Genomic DNA, 17959 nt, shown 5'->3' with positions numbered 1-17959 from the left:
GTCAACATTGAGAATAAATTTACATTTCACATAAAAGATATTACTATCTTGTAGAATTTTTAAATAACATCATAAAAGCAAAAGGTAATGTTGTGTTTAATATAACAATTAGTAAAATATTAGCTAGACAAATTTTAGACAGTAGAGGGTATCCTACTATCGAAGTAGAAACAATACTATCAAATGACATAAAAGCAAAAGCTTGTGTACCTTCAGGAGCTTCAGTAGGAAAATTTGAAGCTGTAGAATTACGAGACAATGATAAAAACTTCTATAACGGATACGGTGTAACAAAAGCAATTAATTTAATCAACTCAGAAGTTGCTCCACAAATTATAAGTATGAACACTTTAAACCAAGAAAAGATAGATAACGCATTAATTGAAATAGACGGAACAGATAATAAATCAAGAATTGGAGCAAATTCAACACTTGCAATATCATTAGCAATAGCAAAAGCTGCAGCATTAGCATTAAACATTCCTTTATACCAATATTTAGGAGGAATCACAGCAAAAGTACTTCCTACTCCTCTTATCAATGTTATTAATGGTGGAATGCATGCAGATAATAACCTAGACTTCCAAGAATTTATGATTATTCCAAATGGAGCTAATAAATTTGAAGACGCAATAAGAATGTCAGCTGAAGTATTTTTTCAGTTAAAACAAATTCTTAAACATAAGAAACTCAATACTAATGTAGGAGATGAAGGAGGATTTGCTCCAAACATAAGAATAAATACTGAGGTATTCGAAATCATTATAGATGCTGTAGAAAAGTCAGGATATAAAATGTATGAAGATTTTTCATTAGGGTTAGATATTGCTGCATCTACATTCTACAAAGATCAAAAATATAAATTTGCAGATTATGAATTAAATACTCAAGAATTAGTAGAATATTACAAAAAAATAATTTCACAGTATCCCATCATATCAATTGAAGATCCAATAGCAGAAGAAGATATAAACGGGTGGAAACTTATAACACAAGAGTTAGGTAACAAAATACAAATAGTAGGAGATGATCTATTCGTAACTAACTGTAAGTTAATTCAAAATGGAATTGATAATAACATGGCAAACGCAGTACTAATAAAACCAAATCAAATTGGTACATTAACTGAAACTTTTAATGCTATAAGACTTGCTCAAAAAAACAATTACAACGTTATAATATCACACAGATCAGGTGAAACAGAAGACACTACAATTTCTCACATAGCAGTCGCAACAAATTGCGGACAAATTAAAACTGGTTCTTTATCTAGATCTGAACGCCTAGCAAAATATAACGAACTATTATATATAGAAAAACTACTGGGCATTTCAGCAATATACTATGGATCATTATGAGCTTTATCGATGAAGCAAAAGTCTACTTAAAAGCAGGAAATGGTGGAAACGGCTGTAGTAGTTTCCGTCGTGAAAAATTTATTGAATTCGGAGGACCAGATGGCGGTAATGGCGGTAATGGTGGCAATATTGTTTTTGCTACAAGCAATCACATTAACACATTACTATATTTTAGATATAAACAGCATATAAAAGCAGAAAATGGAAATCCAGGTTCTGGCAAAAAGAAATCTGGATCATCTGGAAAAGATATTATTATAAAAGTTCCTATAGGCACTCAATTATATGATGAAGATGGAATATTAATTGCTGACCTTAGTTCAGAAAATCAAAAGGTTATAGTAGCACAAGGGGGTAAAGGTGGAACAGGTAATGCTAACTATAAAACATCTACTAATAGAGCACCTCGGTATTTTACCCTCGGAGAAGCAGGAGAAGAAAAATATATCACATTAAAATTAAAAATTATTTCAGATATAGGAATCATAGGATTGCCTAATGCAGGAAAATCCAGTTTTTTAGCTTCATGTACTGACTCAAAAACAAAAATTGCTGATTATCCTTTTACAACCTTAGAACCACATTTAGGAGTAGCTTTTATTGACAATAGAGAATTAGTATTAGCTGATATACCAGGATTAATTGCTGGAGCACATTTAGGATATGGAATAGGTGACAAATTTCTAAAACATATTGAAAGATGTTCTACATTACTACACATCATAGACTGCACTCTAGATGATATTATTGATTCATATGAATGTATTAGAAAAGAATTATTACTTTATAATAAAGAGCTAATTAATAAACCAGAGTTCATAGTATTAAATAAAAGCGATTTACTAGAGAAAAAAGAAATTACTAAAAAAAAGCAATTATTATCACAGTATACAAAAAAAGAGATATTCGTATCATCGATAAAAGATAATCGATATGCTATTTTATCTACTTTAATTCAATATATACATAAAAAAAATGCCAATGCCGAACCATATATATATGATCCATTTAATATATAACAAATCTCAAACTTTCATTTAAAGTACACACTATATTTTTAATATAGCTCTCAGCTTTGCAGACCTAGACCTAGGATTATTCAATATTTCTTCAAAACTTGGCCTTATCACTTTTTTATTAATTAACTGAAATCCTATTGGTGAAATTACACTACTTCCACTACATAATGATTTAAACATTACCTTTACAATTCGATCTTCCAAAGAATGAAAAGACACTACTATTATTTTTCCACCTGGATTTAATAAATCAGCAGAATCAATTATGCCTTGTTCTAATTCTTCTAATTCTTTATTAACCCATATTCTAATTGCTTGAAATGTCCTTGTTGCAGGATCAATACTATGATTTTTACTACGTGAGATTACAGATCTTACTATAGATGCAAGTTCACCCGTAGTTTTAATTGGTTTCTTTTTTCTTGATTCAGCAATCGCTTTCGCTATCTTACGAGAATACTTTTCACCTCCATACTGATATATAACATTAGCTATCTCCTCTTCAAATGCCGTATTCACAAATACCGATGCATCAACATTACTTATAGAAGTACTCATCCTCATATCAAGAGGACCATCTTTAGAAAAAGAAAAACCACGACTAGCATCTTCCAATTGCATAGAAGAAACTCCTATATCAAATACTATACCATCAACTTTTTTTAATTGAGCTCCATGCAATATTTGCTTTATTTTACTGAATTTACTAACACAAAAATGTACCTTGCCCGGAAAATCATTAACCAGTTTCTCATAGAAAACATTAGTACATTCATCTTGATCAATAGCGTAAACCTGACAATTTGCAGATTTCAAAATTGCTCTAGTATATCCCCCTGCCCCAAACGTTGCATCAACATATACTTTCCCATCTTGAGGATTTAATATGTCTAACATTTCGTTCAATAAAACTGGAGTATGCATGTATAATTTCTTTAAACAACAACATTGTATTACACTTTTAACACAAAAGACAGCGTTTTACTATGCATTTCAATATACTGTCACTCAATTAATAGCCATAATGAACTGTACATTAAAACAATAATTTAAACATGAAAAAAAACTTATAAAAAAACACAAATTAAAGCCCAACGTATTAAAATCTCCAGATTACTTGCAATCAGATATTATATATTTTTATAAACTTTCTTTTCTGTAATCACCATATCTAAAATTTGATCATGGCTTTCAGTAGGTACTATATCACATAATTGTATATCATACGCAACACCTATCACTTTACAATTTGGTTTTAATTTAGAAATAGTATTATCATAGTACCCTCCTCCAAAACCCAACCTATTTAAACATTTATCAAATGCAATAAGAGGTACTATTAATATATTTGGAATCACAGAATTAATTGTATTCCATTGATGAAACAATAATATTTTACTATTTTCTTCTATTACAGGAATTGCTACTATATGTTTTTGCTGCATTAAATAATCCATTAACGGTAATACATCAATTTCACCATCTATAGGTATATATCCAGAAATTATAGACATTTCTTCTATGATAACATTATTGACATAATTCTGTAATAAAGAATAAGACGCTTCTTTTTTATTTTTTACTTCTTTCCTTAACTTTCTATATTTTTTTCGCAACTCAGCTTTCTTATTGACAATGTCTTCAACAACCATAATTCTACTACAACATACCATAATACTCTTTTACATAAGCTAATGCACTAACAACTGCTGTATCAACTCTCAGTATTGTTGTACCTAAAGATAACCCATCACAAAAACTATAGGCAAAGCTTAACTCATCATTTGAAAAACCACCTTCTGGCCCTATAATAATATGAACGTTATTCTTACCTTTTAAAACCTCTGATGGAGGATGACCTTTACCTGTTTCATCACAAATCACGAAATTGTTGTCATCAGTTTTCAACTGCTTTAAATCAATAAAATCAATAGGAAAAGAAATATCTGGTATATCAAGCCTTCCACATTGTTCAGCAGCTTCAATAGCCCATTTTTTGCATTTAGATAAATTTATATTACTTGTTGCTATATGTTGTGTATAAATAGGCTGTATAAATGTTACTCCCATTTCTGTTGCTTGCCTAATGACATTCTGTAATGCAGTATTTTTGACAATAGAAAGACACAATGTTAAACTTTTAGGTACATATTGCCTTCTAATTAACTCATTTACTCTAATTTTAGTATTGCTAGATAATTCAAATATTTCGCCTATCCATTCTCCATCCCTGCCATTAAATAACTTTACCTCATCTAATTTCGCAGCACGCATTACATGACATATATAGTGAGAAGCAATATTATCTAATATTACTATAGAAGATTTACTAAGAGTACAATCCACATACAACCTAACATTCAGCTTTTTTGCCTTTTGTATCATTAGTTTGCAATTTACATTATCTCTCTTATTATCTCAAGAACATTATCAACATGTCCACTAACTTTTACATTTCTCCACATTTTTCTTATTTTTCCATTTTTATCTATTAAAAATGTAGAACGATCTATACCCATATAAGATTTTCCAAACATATTCTTTTCTACCCAAGTACCATATTGCTTTGATAACTCAGAACTTTCATCAGATATTAATTCAAATAATATATTATGTTTCTTCTTGAAATTTTCATGAGATTTTTCACTATCCTTAGATACACCAATTACAACAGTATTTAAATCAGCAAAATCATCCATCGCATCTTGAAAATCTTTTGCTTCCCTTGTACAACCAGGAGTATCATCTTTTGGATAAAAATACAATACTATATTCTTTTCACCTTTATAAGCATCAATACCCTTAAAATGTGGTGCATCATCCCCTATTTCAACTGTCATATATTCCTCCATATAAATTTTTTAAAACAATGCTATAAATATTAATAGGAGTCAATAATTTTCACATATTTTAATACAACTCTGATTGCAGCTTCAATAAATATGTGTATAGTAAAATATCTATACTCAATAATAAACATTATGACAGAACATTACTCACAATTAACAGGAGAACCTGATTTCCCATCAATAGAAGAAGAGGTATTAAAGTTTTGGAAAGAAAATGATACTTTCAAAAAATCTGTAGATAACCGTGATGAAAACAAAAGATTTATATTTTACGATGGACCACCATTTGCAAATGGATTACCTCATTACGGGCATTTGCTAACTGGATTCATTAAAGATACTGTAGCTCGTTATAAAACAATGGCAGGATTTAAAGTTGACAGAAGATTTGGGTGGGATTGTCACGGGTTACCTGCTGAAATGTTATCAGAAAAAGAACTGGGAATATCAGGAAAGTTAGCAATTGAAAAATTTGGTATAGAAAAATTTAATAATCATTGTCGCAATTCTGTAATGAAATTTTCAAAAGAATGGCAGCAATATGTAGATAGGCAAGCACGGTGGGTAGATTTTGAAAATGATTATAAAACTATGAATCCATCTTTTATGGAATCAATAATGTGGTCATTTCATGAATTGTGGAACAAGGGATTAATATACGAATCTGTCAAAATTGTACCATACAGTTGGGCATGTCAAACACCTCTTTCAAACTTTGAAACTAGAATAGACAATGCATACAGACAAAAAACAAGCAAAACTGTTACTGTAGCATTTGAATTATTAGAAAATCCCAAGTTTCCTACAATAGAAAATGTCAAAAAATATAAAATGCTAGTCTGGACTACTACCCCATGGACTTTACCTTGCAATCTTGCTCTAGCTATAAGCGCAAGCATTAAATACTGCGGAGCTATTATTAATCAAGAAATGTTTATTTTTGCTAAAGGATATTTAAAAATTTTCGAAGAACATTGTAAAAAAAATAAAATAGAATATCAGTTATATAATAAAGATATTTTATCTATTAATTTAGAAAACTTACATTATAAACCTCTATTTGAATACTTCGCAGATATTAAAAATGCATTTAAAGTTCTAACAGCAGATTTTGTAGTAGAAGGAGAAGGAACTGGAATAGTACATATTGCTCCAGGATTTGGAGAAGATGACTTTATATTATGTCAAAAGCAAGGTATTCCAAACATTGATGGAGATACATCTAGTTTACTATCAACTATTTGCCCTATAGACGATGGAGCAAAATTTACTAATAAGATTTCAGACTTTGCAAACATGCATGTATTTGATACAAATGATGAAATTATCAGTATATTAAAACAGAAAAATCTTTACTTTAAGACAGATCAATATTTACACAATTATCCACATTGTTGGCGCACAGATACTCCATTAATATATAGAGCAATGTCATCTTGGTACGTTAAAGTCACAAAAATAAAAGATAAGATGATAGAACTTAATAAGACTGTAAACTGGATTCCTAATTATATACGCAGTGGACAATTTGGTAAGTGGCTAGAAAACGCTAAAGATTGGGCAATATCACGTAACAGATTTTGGGGAACTCCTTTGCCAGTATGGAAATCAGATAACCCGAATTATCCAAGAATCGATGTATATGGATCAGTAAAAAAAATATTCGATAATGTCAGAGCATTAGAAGAAGATTTTGACATATCATCTATAAATGATCTACACCGCCCATATATTGATAATCTAGTACGTCCTAACCCAGATGATCCAACTGGAAAATCAATGATGAGACGTGTTAATGATGTATTTGATTGTTGGTTTGAATCTGGCTCAATGCCTTATGCACAACTTCATTATCCATTTGAAAATAAAGAATTTTTTGAAAACTACTTCCCAGCAGATTTTATTACTGAATATATTGCTCAAACTAGGGGATGGTTTTATACATTATTCATATTATCCACAGCATTATTTGATAAGCCACCATTTATAAATTGCATATGTCACGGTGTAGTGTTAGATACTCAAGGACAAAAATTATCCAAAAGACTTAACAACTATGCTGATCCCATGCAAATGTTCAAGCAATATGGTTCTGATGCTATGCGATTCCTAATGTTATCACACACAGTACTATATGGTGGAGATCTATTACTAGATAAAGAAGGAACAATGATACGAGATGTACTACGTAATGTCATAAAACCAGTATGGAACAGCTACAATTTTTTTACTATTTATGCAAATATAGACAAAATAAAAGCAGAAATTATTACAGATCTCAACGGAATAAACAACATAATGGACAGATACATAATATACGAGTGCATCAGTACTATAAAGTCTATATTTAATGCTATGGAAGAGCTAGACAAATGCTCTAATAACTTTGGGTATAATATAAAACTAGCATGCAACAATATTACTCAGTTTTTTGAAATATTAAATAACTGGTATATTAGAAGATGTAGAAGTAGATTCTGGTCATCAGAAATCAATCAAGACAAAATAGATGCGTATAATATATTATATACCGTCATATATTTCATGATAAAAGTTTCTGCTCCATTTTTACCTATTATTACTGAAGCAATTTGGCAAAAATTAAACTTTCAAAAAGAAGAATCTGTACATTTATCATCACTACCAAATATGAATAACTTCATGTTAAGTGATAAAGATCAACAAAATACTCAATTTATGAAATTAACAATAAGCATATGTAATTATGTGCTATCTATCAGGAATATTCATAATATTAGGGTCAGACAACCTCTTAATAAAATAGTTATATATAGCTATAATTGTCCAGAATTACTCAATCTACCTATAGAATACCAAAATATTTTATTGGAAGAAATAAATGTAAAAAGTATATCATTTAAATCTGATATATCTGATATAGCATCGTTCCAACTAAAATTAAACTTTCCAGAACTTGGAAAAAGGATACCTGATAAAATTAAACGTTTAATATTTTTATTAAAAAATAATCAATGGGAAATATTAGAAAATAATCAGTTACTTCTTGGTACAAAAGAAGCAGAACATTATATAATAAATAATAATGAATATACATTAACTCTTAAAGTGCATAATGATTTTGCATGCACTATTAACTTAGACCAAAATTTACTTGGTGTAGTGTTATTAGATCATGAACTTTCTGATGATTTGATAATGGAAGGCATAGCAAGGGATATAGTAAGAGTAATACAACACTCTAGAAAAGATAATAAATTTAATATCTCTGATAAAATAGATGTTATGATATATACAAAAGATAAAATAGTACAAGACTCTATTAAAACATGGTCTCAATATATAGCGCAACAAACTTTATCTATATCACTTATTGCATGTGAAGAGATTACAGATGTTAAAAATATCACAGAGTATTGTAAAACTACAATAAAGGATAAAGATGTATCTGTGTTTTTAAAAAAATCAAACACTTCAGTTTGATTAACAGTCTCATTGACTATTGGAAGAACACTGTATCTAATACTACGTATATTATTTCTATTATAATTACATTATCTAAAACACATCTTTAAAAAAACATATACTACAACTGTTAATGCATTTCCTCTAAAGGAACTATGGAAAATATTTTTAACCCACTACTGATAATATACGCAACAGATTTAGCCAAATATATCCTTGCAGATGTAAGATTAACATCATTATCTATAATAAAACGTCTATTTGCATTCTTATTTCCATATCCCCATAACACATGAAAAGCTTCAGCAACTTCTATTAAATAAAAAGTTATGCGATGTGGCTCTGCAGTTTTTGCAGACATCTCAACTACATTTGGCCATTTTGCAAGTAACTTAATTAACAGTATTTCTTCCTTTGAAGATAACACAGAAAAATCCGTATCCTCTATTCCTAAAATATTTGGAGCATTACGCATTAATGAACAAACACGAGCATGAGCATATTGTACATAAAATATTGGATTATTTTTAGATTGTTCAACAACTTTAGCAAAATCAAAATCCAAAACTACATCACTCTTACGAGTTAACATCATAAATCTGACTACATCTTTACCAACTTTTTCTATAACATCTCTTATAGTTAGAAATTCACCAGATCTTTTCGACATCTTTACTTGCACTCCATCATCAAGAAAATTAACAGTATTGTGCAATTTTATATCTACAGTAGCATTATTATTACTTAATGCCTTCACTGCAGCTTTTAATCTTTTTACATAACCAATATGGTCAGAACCCAACTCTAAAATCATATGTTGAAAACCACGTGATATCTTATCAAAATGATAAGCTATATCGTTTGCAAAATAAGTCCAACTACCATCAACTTTCTGTAAAGCTCTATCTACATCATCTCCGAAATCAGTAGATTTAAACAACATTTGTGTTCTAGGCTTCCAATTTTGCATTTCTGTCCCTTTTGGTTGCTCTAACACTCCATAATATATTAATTGCTTATCTTCTAAAAGTTTCACACACTTTTCTACAATATTATTTTTTAATAACTCAGCCTCTGACGTAAAAACATCATGCTCAATTCCCAACAATGCAAGATCTTCTTTAATAAGATTCATAAGATATTCAAGAGATACATCACGTATAATCTTCATCTTACGGACAAAACTCATCTCTAATAAATCTGTCCCATATTTTTCATATAGAAGCTTTCCTATCTCTCGTAAATATAATCCTGGGTACAACCCACTGCCTATTACAATATCTTGACCTGTAGCTTCTTTATATCTTAAATATACAGATTCAACTAACACGTCTATTTGTGTACCAGCATCATTAATATAATATTCCCTAACAACTTGATATCCTACTTTTTCCAATAAATTCGCTAATACATCACCAAATATAGCACCACGAGCATGTCCAATATGCATTGGTCCAGTAGGATTCGCAGAAACAAATTCTACATTAACTTTCTGTCCATTTCCTATATTAACATTAGCAAAACCCTCTTTTAACATATTAATAGAAGCTACTACTTCATACCATACATAAAGAGAAATACTAAAATTAATAAAACCTGGCTTCACAACATTAATGCTAGATATTTCCTTAATATTAGAAAATTCAGATAGTAAAATTTCTGCTATCTCTAGTGGACTTTTTTTTATATGACTACTTAAAATTAAAGCTGCATTAGTATACAAATCCCCATGATTATGATTATTAGGATAATCAACTATTAACTTACTTAATATAACATCATCCAGCACTATTAATTTCTTATCACTTAATATATGTAACTTTTCCACTATACAATTTTTAACAGTATTAATTAAATTCATCGATAGTAATCTCTTATAATTTCCACTATAACTTCCACTACATTATACAGCTTTCCACCAATATTAAAAGTAAGCAATATAATATTTATTAGCTCACAATATTAGGTACCTACTAAATAACTTGTTGACCATACAGAATTAAATTTCACATCATAAATTATTAATAAACAAAAATTTAAATTATAAATGATTTTATGCTAATTATAGTATAATTCCCGGACATCATTAATTAATACTTAACTAAAGTATATTAAGTCACATAATTATCCAGCAGTAGTTAAATATAATAACACAAGTAATAAATTATATATTCCCCAATTTTACTTACATATGTATGATAGTACATCAACTACTATAAAACGAGCTTTAATGTGAGGTGGCAGGATCAAGGAATAGTAATTGCAATAAGAAAATACGGTGATGATCAAATTATAATTTCTATATTTACTCAAAAACATGGTTTAAAAAAAGGATTAGCAAAGTATTCCAAAAAAGCAACTCACAGGTTACAAATAGGAGATTATGTTAATGTAACATGGAGCTCAAGACTAATAAGTAATCTAGGTTGTTTTAAGTATGAATTAATTAAATCCACTCTATACCACTATATACAAGATAATCTTAAAACAATGTGTATAGCTTTTTCTACTGTTATATTAGATCAAGTATTACCAGAGAATGAAGAAAATTACATTATTTATAATTGCCTAGATATTTTTATTAATTCAATACAATTTCAGGATATTAATTGGAAAATTAAATACCTTAGATTAGAATTAACTCTATTATCAGAATTAGGATTTGGGTTAGATCTATCACGATGTGCTGTAAATAATACAAATGAGAACTTAACATTTATTTCTCCAAAAACTGGAAAAGCAGTCTCAAAAACCGTTGGATTACCATATAGCAAAAGTTTATTACCCCTACCTCAATTATTATATGATGTGTATAATAATTATGAATACAAATATTCTAAAACAGATTTTAAATTAAGCTTAAATGTATTAGGATACTTTTTCAAAAAACACTTTCTGACAGAAAAAAACACAATTTTAATAAAATATAGAGAAGAAATAATAAAACTTATAGATCTACGAGATTAACTTTTTCTTACGCCAACCAACTAAAAATATCTTCTATTAATGCCACTGATTTTTATATAAAACACTACCAACTTGCAGTAAATCCTATTTTACATTACACAATAATTTATTTTTATCAAACTCAAATAATACACATATTAAAAATATATTTACAATTATACAATATAATATAGATTATCATTTTTCACTTAGTAATTAGTCTATGGAAGGAAATGAAAGTGGCGGAATAAATGTGTCTGCATTGCAATCTTACCTGCATCAACAGAATACCGGCAGTGGAGGAGCACCAGAAGATGAAGAAACAGTATTTTCCGTTTTTGTATTTCTTGCATGGTTTTACAAAAATGTACCATGTTTTCTTGACAGTGCAACTGGAAATGTGATTGCCTCAACCACATGTTTAGGAGCAAACTTACCAACTACAGTAGTGTTTGGATCAGAAATGACAAAAAACATTTTTGGATTGCCAAAATTATTACCAGACTCACAATCAGGAGATGCATCTGGCGAAGGAGGAGGTGAAGATGCAGCAGCTGCCAGTGGGGAAAATGATGGAGAAGGTATACAAGCAGCACACCCTGATGATCCATACGCTCACGATGATTACCCACATGCTAACCAAGAGGTTGCTGAGGCTACCGGCAATGGACTCAATAATGTAAATCACGAACTACAACAAGAACCTGAATATCATCATGATCGTTCGCCTAGCCCTACTCCCACTACACATCAACCAAGTCAGTATGACCACGATTTCCATTAATATTATCAAAGCAGCATTACATGCATTACACACTTAACAATATTAAGCAATAATAATTGCAGTTAAGTTTATAGGCCATTAAGCAACTTATCAACCTGCTCTATATATAAACAACATACTAAACAGCAGCATTCTATAGGCTTTAAAGATGGCAATGGTCGGAGCGGAGAGATTTGAACTCCCGACCACTTGGTCCCAAACCAAGTGCGCTACCAGGCTGCGCCACGCTCCGTAATAGATATAGATATGGTATCAAGAATATACATTATATCAATAAAATAATTCTTGTCACCAGACAAAAATAATTTATCATTTTACTTTAACGTAACAAATGTAAACATATATCTACTATCGTAAAAACTGCTAAAGGGCGTAAAATTTCTTCCACACGGTGGCTGCACAGGCAATTAAATGACCCCTATGTTTCATTAGCAAAAAAACAAGGTTATAGATCTAGGGCTACGTTCAAGTTGATAGAAATGGATAGCAAGTTTTCTATCTTTAAAAAAGGACAGTATGTATTAGATCTTGGATCATCCCCTGGAGGGTGGTCTCAGTTTGCAGCACAAAGGGTATCACACAACAATAATAACCCAGTATTTGCTGTTGATATACAAAATATGGATGCAATTCCCAATGTAATATTTATTCAATGTGACATTATTAATGATATAGAACTCTTAAGTGATAAATTTCATAATAAAAAATTTGATGTAATATTATCTGATATGGCACCAAAGGCTTGTGGGAATAAACAAGTTGATCATGCAAATATAATTAATTTATGCGAAATATCTCTTGATATTGTAGTAAGATTTACACGTGAAAACGGAGTTTTCATCACTAAAATTTTACAAGGAGAATATGAAAAAGAATTCTATCAATCAATGAAAACTTATTTTCAATCAGTAAAGTATTTTAAACCAAAAGCAAGTAGAAAAGACTCATCAGAAATGTATTTAGTAGGACTAGGATTTAAAAAAGATTCACAAGATATTAAAACAATTGAATCATAATACAACATTATACTAATCAATAAATATTTATAAAATTTCTTAAAATATTAAGAAATTACTTTACAAACACAATAATAAATACGATATATAAAGTTGTAATGAACAATTAAGAAACTAGTAATGCCGACCTTATATTCACACATTAATTAAACACCTTATGATGGCACGAATTAAGAGTATAGGCTTTTACGGAATACACACAATAAATGTTGATGTACAAATACACGTTGCAAAAGGCATACCTGCTTTTAATATTGTTGGGTTGCCAGATAAGGCAGTTGCTGAATCTCGTGAACGTATTAGAGCTGCTCTAAACTCAATCAATATATCGTTACCCACACAAAGAATTACTGTAAATTTATCCCCTGCAGATTTATTTAAAGAAGGAAGTCATTATGACTTACCTATTGCTATAGGCTTACTAATGATTATTGGGATAATACCAAAAATCAACGACTTACCATACATTATACTAGGAGAGCTGTCATTAGATGGCTCAATAACTTCAGTTTCTGGAATATTACCCGCTGCTATAAGTGCTTATAAACAAAAAACTGGTATAATATGCCCATATAACAATGGAGCAGAAGCATCATTTATCAAAGACATTGCAATATTATCTCCTAAACATCTTATATCACTAATTAATTACTTCAATAACAATGAACCTATACCTGTTTCAAATGATAAACTTTCAATAGAAAATCCAGAATATCTAGATATGAAAGACATAAAAGGACAATTGATAGCAAAAAGAGCTTTGGAAATTGCTGCAGCTGGCGGTCATAATATATTAATGGTTGGTCCTCCAGGTACTGGAAAATCAATGTTAGCAAAAAGATTACCAGGAATATTACCAGATTTAACTTATGAAGAGATAATAGAAATAAATAGCATAACAAGTATTATCAAAAAATCTAACAAATCAATATCAACCATACGTCCTTTCCGTGATCCTCACAGTTCACTATCAATAGCAGCTATGGTAGGAGGTGGAAAAAATATCAAACCAGGAGAAATTACATTAGCTCACCAAGGTATATTATTTTTAGATGAACTACCAGAATTTTCAAGATCAGTATTAGACTCCTTAAGACAACCATTAGAAAATAAAGAGATTCTTATATCCAGAGTAAACACTCATATAAAATATCCAGCAAATTTCCAATTAATTGCAGCAATGAATCCATGCAGATGTGGCTATTTTGGTGATCTATCAAAATCTTGTTCTAAGACTCCTAAGTGTGCTATTGAATATCAAAGTAAAATTTCTGGTCCATTAAATGACAGAATAGATATACACATAGAAGTACCATATATCAATATGCTATCATATGATAATCATAAAAAAGTAGAAAGCTCAAAAACAATAAAAGAACGTATTATTCTTGCAAAAAAATTTCAAAAAAATCGTTATGGTAAGTTTTTTAACGATATGATAGTATCAGAAGATATTATAACAAAATTTTTAACTCCAGATAAATCTGGAATACAACTTCTTAAACATGTATTAAAAAAACAAAACATATCTGCTAGGCAATATACAAAAATTCTTAAAGTTGCTAGAACAATAGCTGACTTATCTTTACAAGAACTCATATCATATGATCACATTGCAGAGTCTTTATCTTACACTCAACAAAAACATATAAAAATATGAAGCTATCAACTAAAAATATATAAAATATTAGTAGTATATTTATATATCTTTTTAAAATATTAATATATTTTCTTGATTTATATTAAATATATATTTAATATTAAATTAAATAATTAATTTATAAGGTTAATAACCATGATACATAACGGTAATAAAAAACATTCTGCTACCAATGCACTTCTCAATGTAGCAACCGTAGTTTCTGCTTTAGTAATGACATTCTCTGCATTTTGCACAATATATTCTGGATTAAACCTTGCATTTAATATAAAAATACCTGGTACTCCTCAAACATCAATGGGTCTTTTTCTTGCATTTGTTCTAACTTTTACAGCAGGTAGCCTATCACTTATAAGCGCAGCAGTAGCAAATAGATTATCACAACCATTCGTTTTAACACAAGAAACATCAAGAAACACATCACAACAAAATACTTCTGAAGATGATCAACATAGGTTAAGAAGCACATCACAACAAAATACTTCTGAAGATGATCAACACAGGTTAAGAAACACATCACAACAAAATACTTCTGAAGATGATGATCAACACAGGTTAAGAAATACATCAGAACTAGATGGCCAAGATAATAATAGTCCACCATCTTCTGTTGTTAGACAATCTACTATGCAAGGAATTCCTAGTGCACAACAAGAAGTATAGAATAGTATTACTCTATACGCAACTTCTCTATGAAAAAACCAGAAAAACATGTACTTAACTTACATCAAGTATCTTATAGCATATATTTTTCTAGTACGACATTATATTTATATAGTGTCGTACACACAAATTCTTTTCCTAAATAATTCAATGTTAAATAAACATGTTTTTTAATCTGTAGTTGAGTTCAGCTCCATATATAAAAAATATACTTAAAATATAGAAAAACAACAATGATGCTATAATGCTGGCTAAACTCCCATATATTATATTCAATTGGTGAAAAGTTTTTATATACCAAGTAAAAACAAAGGATGAACATGTCCATAATAAAGTAACTAATATTGCACCTGGTATTACATCCATTAAACTTTGTTTAATATTTGGTACAATAAAATACAATAAAGTAATAGATATAAACAATACCAATTCACTCACAGTATATTTTAAATATCCTAAATCCTTATTTAACATTTCATAAATCACAGGAAGTAAAATTATACATACCATAGCAATAATTATTGTCAAAGTGATCACAAGAAATTGAAAAATACTTAACAATCTACGAAAAATATAAGAAGGTGGACTAGAAACTCTACATGCTTTATTTAATATAGTCCTTATTCCTTCTACAGCAGATGAAGCAGTCCATATTGTCCCTATAACTGCTAATGTTAATAAGCTATGAGGAGGTCCTGAAATTATTTCTTGAATCCGTGGCATAAGTCCTGAAATAACTTCATGAGGGATATTATCATTGATTAATATAATCAATTTATCATTAATACTAATATCATAGTGGTTTAATAACTGAGCTACGTTCGACACTAATGCCATAAAAAATACTAAAAAAGGAAAGATTGATAATAATATAATAAATGACAAATAACCTGCATGTTCTATCCCATCATGTCTGATCATATCAACCATTGCATAATATATACATTTCAAAAGACATTTTATTTTTTCTTTTAACATATTTTCATTGCCTTTTAATAAATAATTACTGAATTACTAAAAATTAAAATATAAATTTCATCTCTTCAAAACTAAAACATTAAATATTAATACTACAACTATGTTATAACAAATTATATATTTATTTAAAAAAACATATAGCTAGAGAATAATATGCAAGAATTCGAATATATTAAAAATTACATATATAAATTAGATGATGATTCATTAATAGGAGATGATGCTGCTACTATAAATTGTACACAAAATAAATTATTAGTAACAAAAGATATACTTATAGAAGGTGTACATTTTTTAAAACAGTGCAATCCAAATATATTAGCTAAAAAAGCTCTTAGATCAAACTTATCAGATATTGCAGCAATGGGAGCTATACCTTACGGCTACTGCTTAGGATTAGTACTACCTAATAACATATCCCAAGATTGGTGGAAAAATTTTACTGATAGCTTAAGAGAAGAACATGAAAAATTCTGTATAAAACTATTAGGAGGTGATACAACATCTCATAAACAAGATGAAATTATAGTAAGCATTACTGCATTTGGAACAAGTAATGGTAACATACTAAAAAGATCTGGAGCAAAAATTGGAGACTTTATCTATGTTAGCGGCAATATTGGAGATGCTGCACTTGGATTACTTGTGTATCAAAAAATAATCAACAAAAACTATTACAAACTAAAAAATAAATATGATATACCTCAACCAAGAATTAATTTAGGAATCAGCATTAATAAAATCGCGTCTTCATGTATAGACATTTCTGATGGATTAATACAAGATATTGAACATATTTGCAACTCATCTCAAGTAGGCGCATCAATATATTTAGATAAAATACCTTTATCAAATGAAGCCAAAGAAATAATAAACAATACACCTCAATATATAAACTATATTTTATCTGGAGGAGACGATTATGAATTAGTGTTTACGATAAATCCCAAATTCTCTCACCTAATACAAGACATATCTTGTAAAAATAAAGTAAAAATAAGTAAGATAGGAGAGATAACACTAGGCAATTGCGTCACACTATATGATAATAACAGAAATATTATTACACCAACAAATAAAGGATTTAATCATTTTATGTAATAAAATATATTAATACTCAAAAGATACTAAAACATTATACTTAACACCAAATATGAATTAATAAAGACCTTATTTGTTTTCATACAAACAATACCTACATTATCTATGTATACACTTAGCAGTTTAACTAAAAATCTTTTA

General features: G+C 29.2%; 15 protein-coding genes and 1 tRNA gene. 9 read left to right on the top strand and 7 right to left on the bottom strand.

Going from position 1 to position 17959, the window contains the following annotated elements; translation table 11 throughout:
* Window positions 1-92: 92 nt before the first annotated feature.
* Both eno and obgE read left to right on the top strand, forming a co-directional pair.
* Window positions 93-1358, top strand: a complete 1266-nt coding sequence (eno, locus tag ECH_RS02275) for a phosphopyruvate hydratase (protein ID WP_006010553.1) — start codon at window positions 93-95, stop codon at window positions 1356-1358.
* A complete protein-coding gene (gene obgE / locus ECH_RS02270; protein WP_006010554.1) occupies window positions 1355-2377 on the top strand; it encodes a GTPase ObgE in 1023 nt (340 codons plus the stop codon). Before eno ends, obgE begins: the two co-directional genes overlap by 4 nt.
* 30 nt (window positions 2378-2407) lie before the next feature.
* On the opposite strand, the gene rsmH is transcribed toward obgE, so the two are convergent.
* The 4 genes from rsmH to ECH_RS02250 all read right to left on the bottom strand — a co-directional run bounded on the left by rsmH (window position 2408) and on the right by ECH_RS02250 (window position 5217).
* The gene (rsmH, locus tag ECH_RS02265) at window positions 2408-3301 is read right to left on the bottom strand and encodes a 16S rRNA (cytosine(1402)-N(4))-methyltransferase RsmH (protein ID WP_011452667.1); all 894 of its coding nucleotides are present in this window, start codon (window positions 3299-3301) and stop codon (window positions 2408-2410) included.
* Window positions 3302-3507: 206 nt separating this feature from the next.
* A complete protein-coding gene (locus ECH_RS02260) occupies window positions 3508-4029 on the bottom strand; it encodes a 5-formyltetrahydrofolate cyclo-ligase (protein WP_011452666.1) in 522 nt (173 codons plus the stop codon).
* Window positions 4030-4036: 7 nt separating this feature from the next.
* Window positions 4037-4762: a 16S rRNA (uracil(1498)-N(3))-methyltransferase gene (locus tag ECH_RS02255; RefSeq protein WP_006010561.1), complete on the bottom strand. Its 726-nt coding sequence runs from the start codon at window positions 4760-4762 to the stop codon at window positions 4037-4039.
* Between the two features lie 11 nt (window positions 4763-4773).
* Window positions 4774-5217, bottom strand: a complete 444-nt coding sequence (locus ECH_RS02250) for a peroxiredoxin (RefSeq protein ID WP_011452665.1) — start codon at window positions 5215-5217, stop codon at window positions 4774-4776.
* A 141-nt stretch (window positions 5218-5358) separates the two neighbouring features.
* Between ECH_RS02250 and ileS the strand changes: the two genes are divergently transcribed.
* Window positions 5359-8688, top strand: a complete 3330-nt coding sequence (gene ileS, locus ECH_RS02245) for an isoleucine--tRNA ligase (protein ID WP_011452664.1) — start codon at window positions 5359-5361, stop codon at window positions 8686-8688.
* Window positions 8689-8800: 112 nt separating this feature from the next.
* Here the strand turns inward: ileS and argS are convergent, their stop codons facing one another.
* The gene (argS, locus tag ECH_RS02240) at window positions 8801-10531 is read right to left on the bottom strand and encodes an arginine--tRNA ligase (protein WP_011452663.1); all 1731 of its coding nucleotides are present in this window, start codon (window positions 10529-10531) and stop codon (window positions 8801-8803) included.
* Window positions 10532-10902: 371 nt separating this feature from the next.
* Here argS and recO point away from each other — a divergent pair, with 371 nt between their 5' ends.
* The gene (gene recO / locus ECH_RS02235) at window positions 10903-11637 is read left to right on the top strand and encodes a DNA repair protein RecO (RefSeq protein WP_006010978.1); all 735 of its coding nucleotides are present in this window, start codon (window positions 10903-10905) and stop codon (window positions 11635-11637) included.
* Between the two features lie 202 nt (window positions 11638-11839).
* The gene (locus ECH_RS02230) at window positions 11840-12400 is read left to right on the top strand and encodes a hypothetical protein (RefSeq protein ID WP_011452662.1); all 561 of its coding nucleotides are present in this window, start codon (window positions 11840-11842) and stop codon (window positions 12398-12400) included.
* Between the two features lie 155 nt (window positions 12401-12555).
* Here ECH_RS02230 and ECH_RS02225 read toward each other — a convergent pair.
* Window positions 12556-12632 (bottom strand) — tRNA-Pro (locus ECH_RS02225).
* Window positions 12633-12879: 247 nt separating this feature from the next.
* Here ECH_RS02225 and ECH_RS02220 point away from each other — a divergent pair.
* The 3 genes from ECH_RS02220 to ECH_RS02210 all read left to right on the top strand — a co-directional run bounded on the left by ECH_RS02220 (window position 12880) and on the right by ECH_RS02210 (window position 15739).
* Window positions 12880-13416 carry an RlmE family RNA methyltransferase gene (locus ECH_RS02220; protein ID WP_044147926.1) on the top strand — a complete coding sequence of 179 codons (537 nt, stop codon included), beginning with the start codon at window positions 12880-12882 and terminating at the stop codon, window positions 13414-13416.
* A gap of 157 nt (window positions 13417-13573) precedes the next feature.
* The gene (locus ECH_RS02215; RefSeq protein ID WP_011452660.1) at window positions 13574-15076 is read left to right on the top strand and encodes a YifB family Mg chelatase-like AAA ATPase; all 1503 of its coding nucleotides are present in this window, start codon (window positions 13574-13576) and stop codon (window positions 15074-15076) included.
* Between the two features lie 135 nt (window positions 15077-15211).
* On the top strand, window positions 15212-15739 hold the full coding sequence (locus ECH_RS02210; RefSeq protein WP_006011582.1) for a hypothetical protein: 528 nt from the start codon (window positions 15212-15214) through the stop codon (window positions 15737-15739).
* A gap of 153 nt (window positions 15740-15892) precedes the next feature.
* On the opposite strand, the gene ECH_RS02205 is transcribed toward ECH_RS02210, so the two are convergent.
* Window positions 15893-16717, bottom strand: coding sequence for a YihY/virulence factor BrkB family protein (locus ECH_RS02205; RefSeq protein ID WP_006011584.1), 825 nt, complete (start codon window positions 16715-16717; stop codon window positions 15893-15895).
* Between the two features lie 153 nt (window positions 16718-16870).
* Here ECH_RS02205 and thiL point away from each other — a divergent pair, with 153 nt between their 5' ends.
* Window positions 16871-17818, top strand: a complete 948-nt coding sequence (thiL, locus tag ECH_RS02200; RefSeq protein WP_011452658.1) for a thiamine-phosphate kinase — start codon at window positions 16871-16873, stop codon at window positions 17816-17818.
* Window positions 17819-17959: the final 141 nt, after the last annotated feature.

This window comes from Ehrlichia chaffeensis str. Arkansas, from assembly GCF_000013145.1.
Lineage (GTDB): Bacteria > Pseudomonadota > Alphaproteobacteria > Rickettsiales > Anaplasmataceae > Ehrlichia > Ehrlichia chaffeensis.
This window is presented reverse-complemented; position numbering and strand designations above follow the sequence as displayed.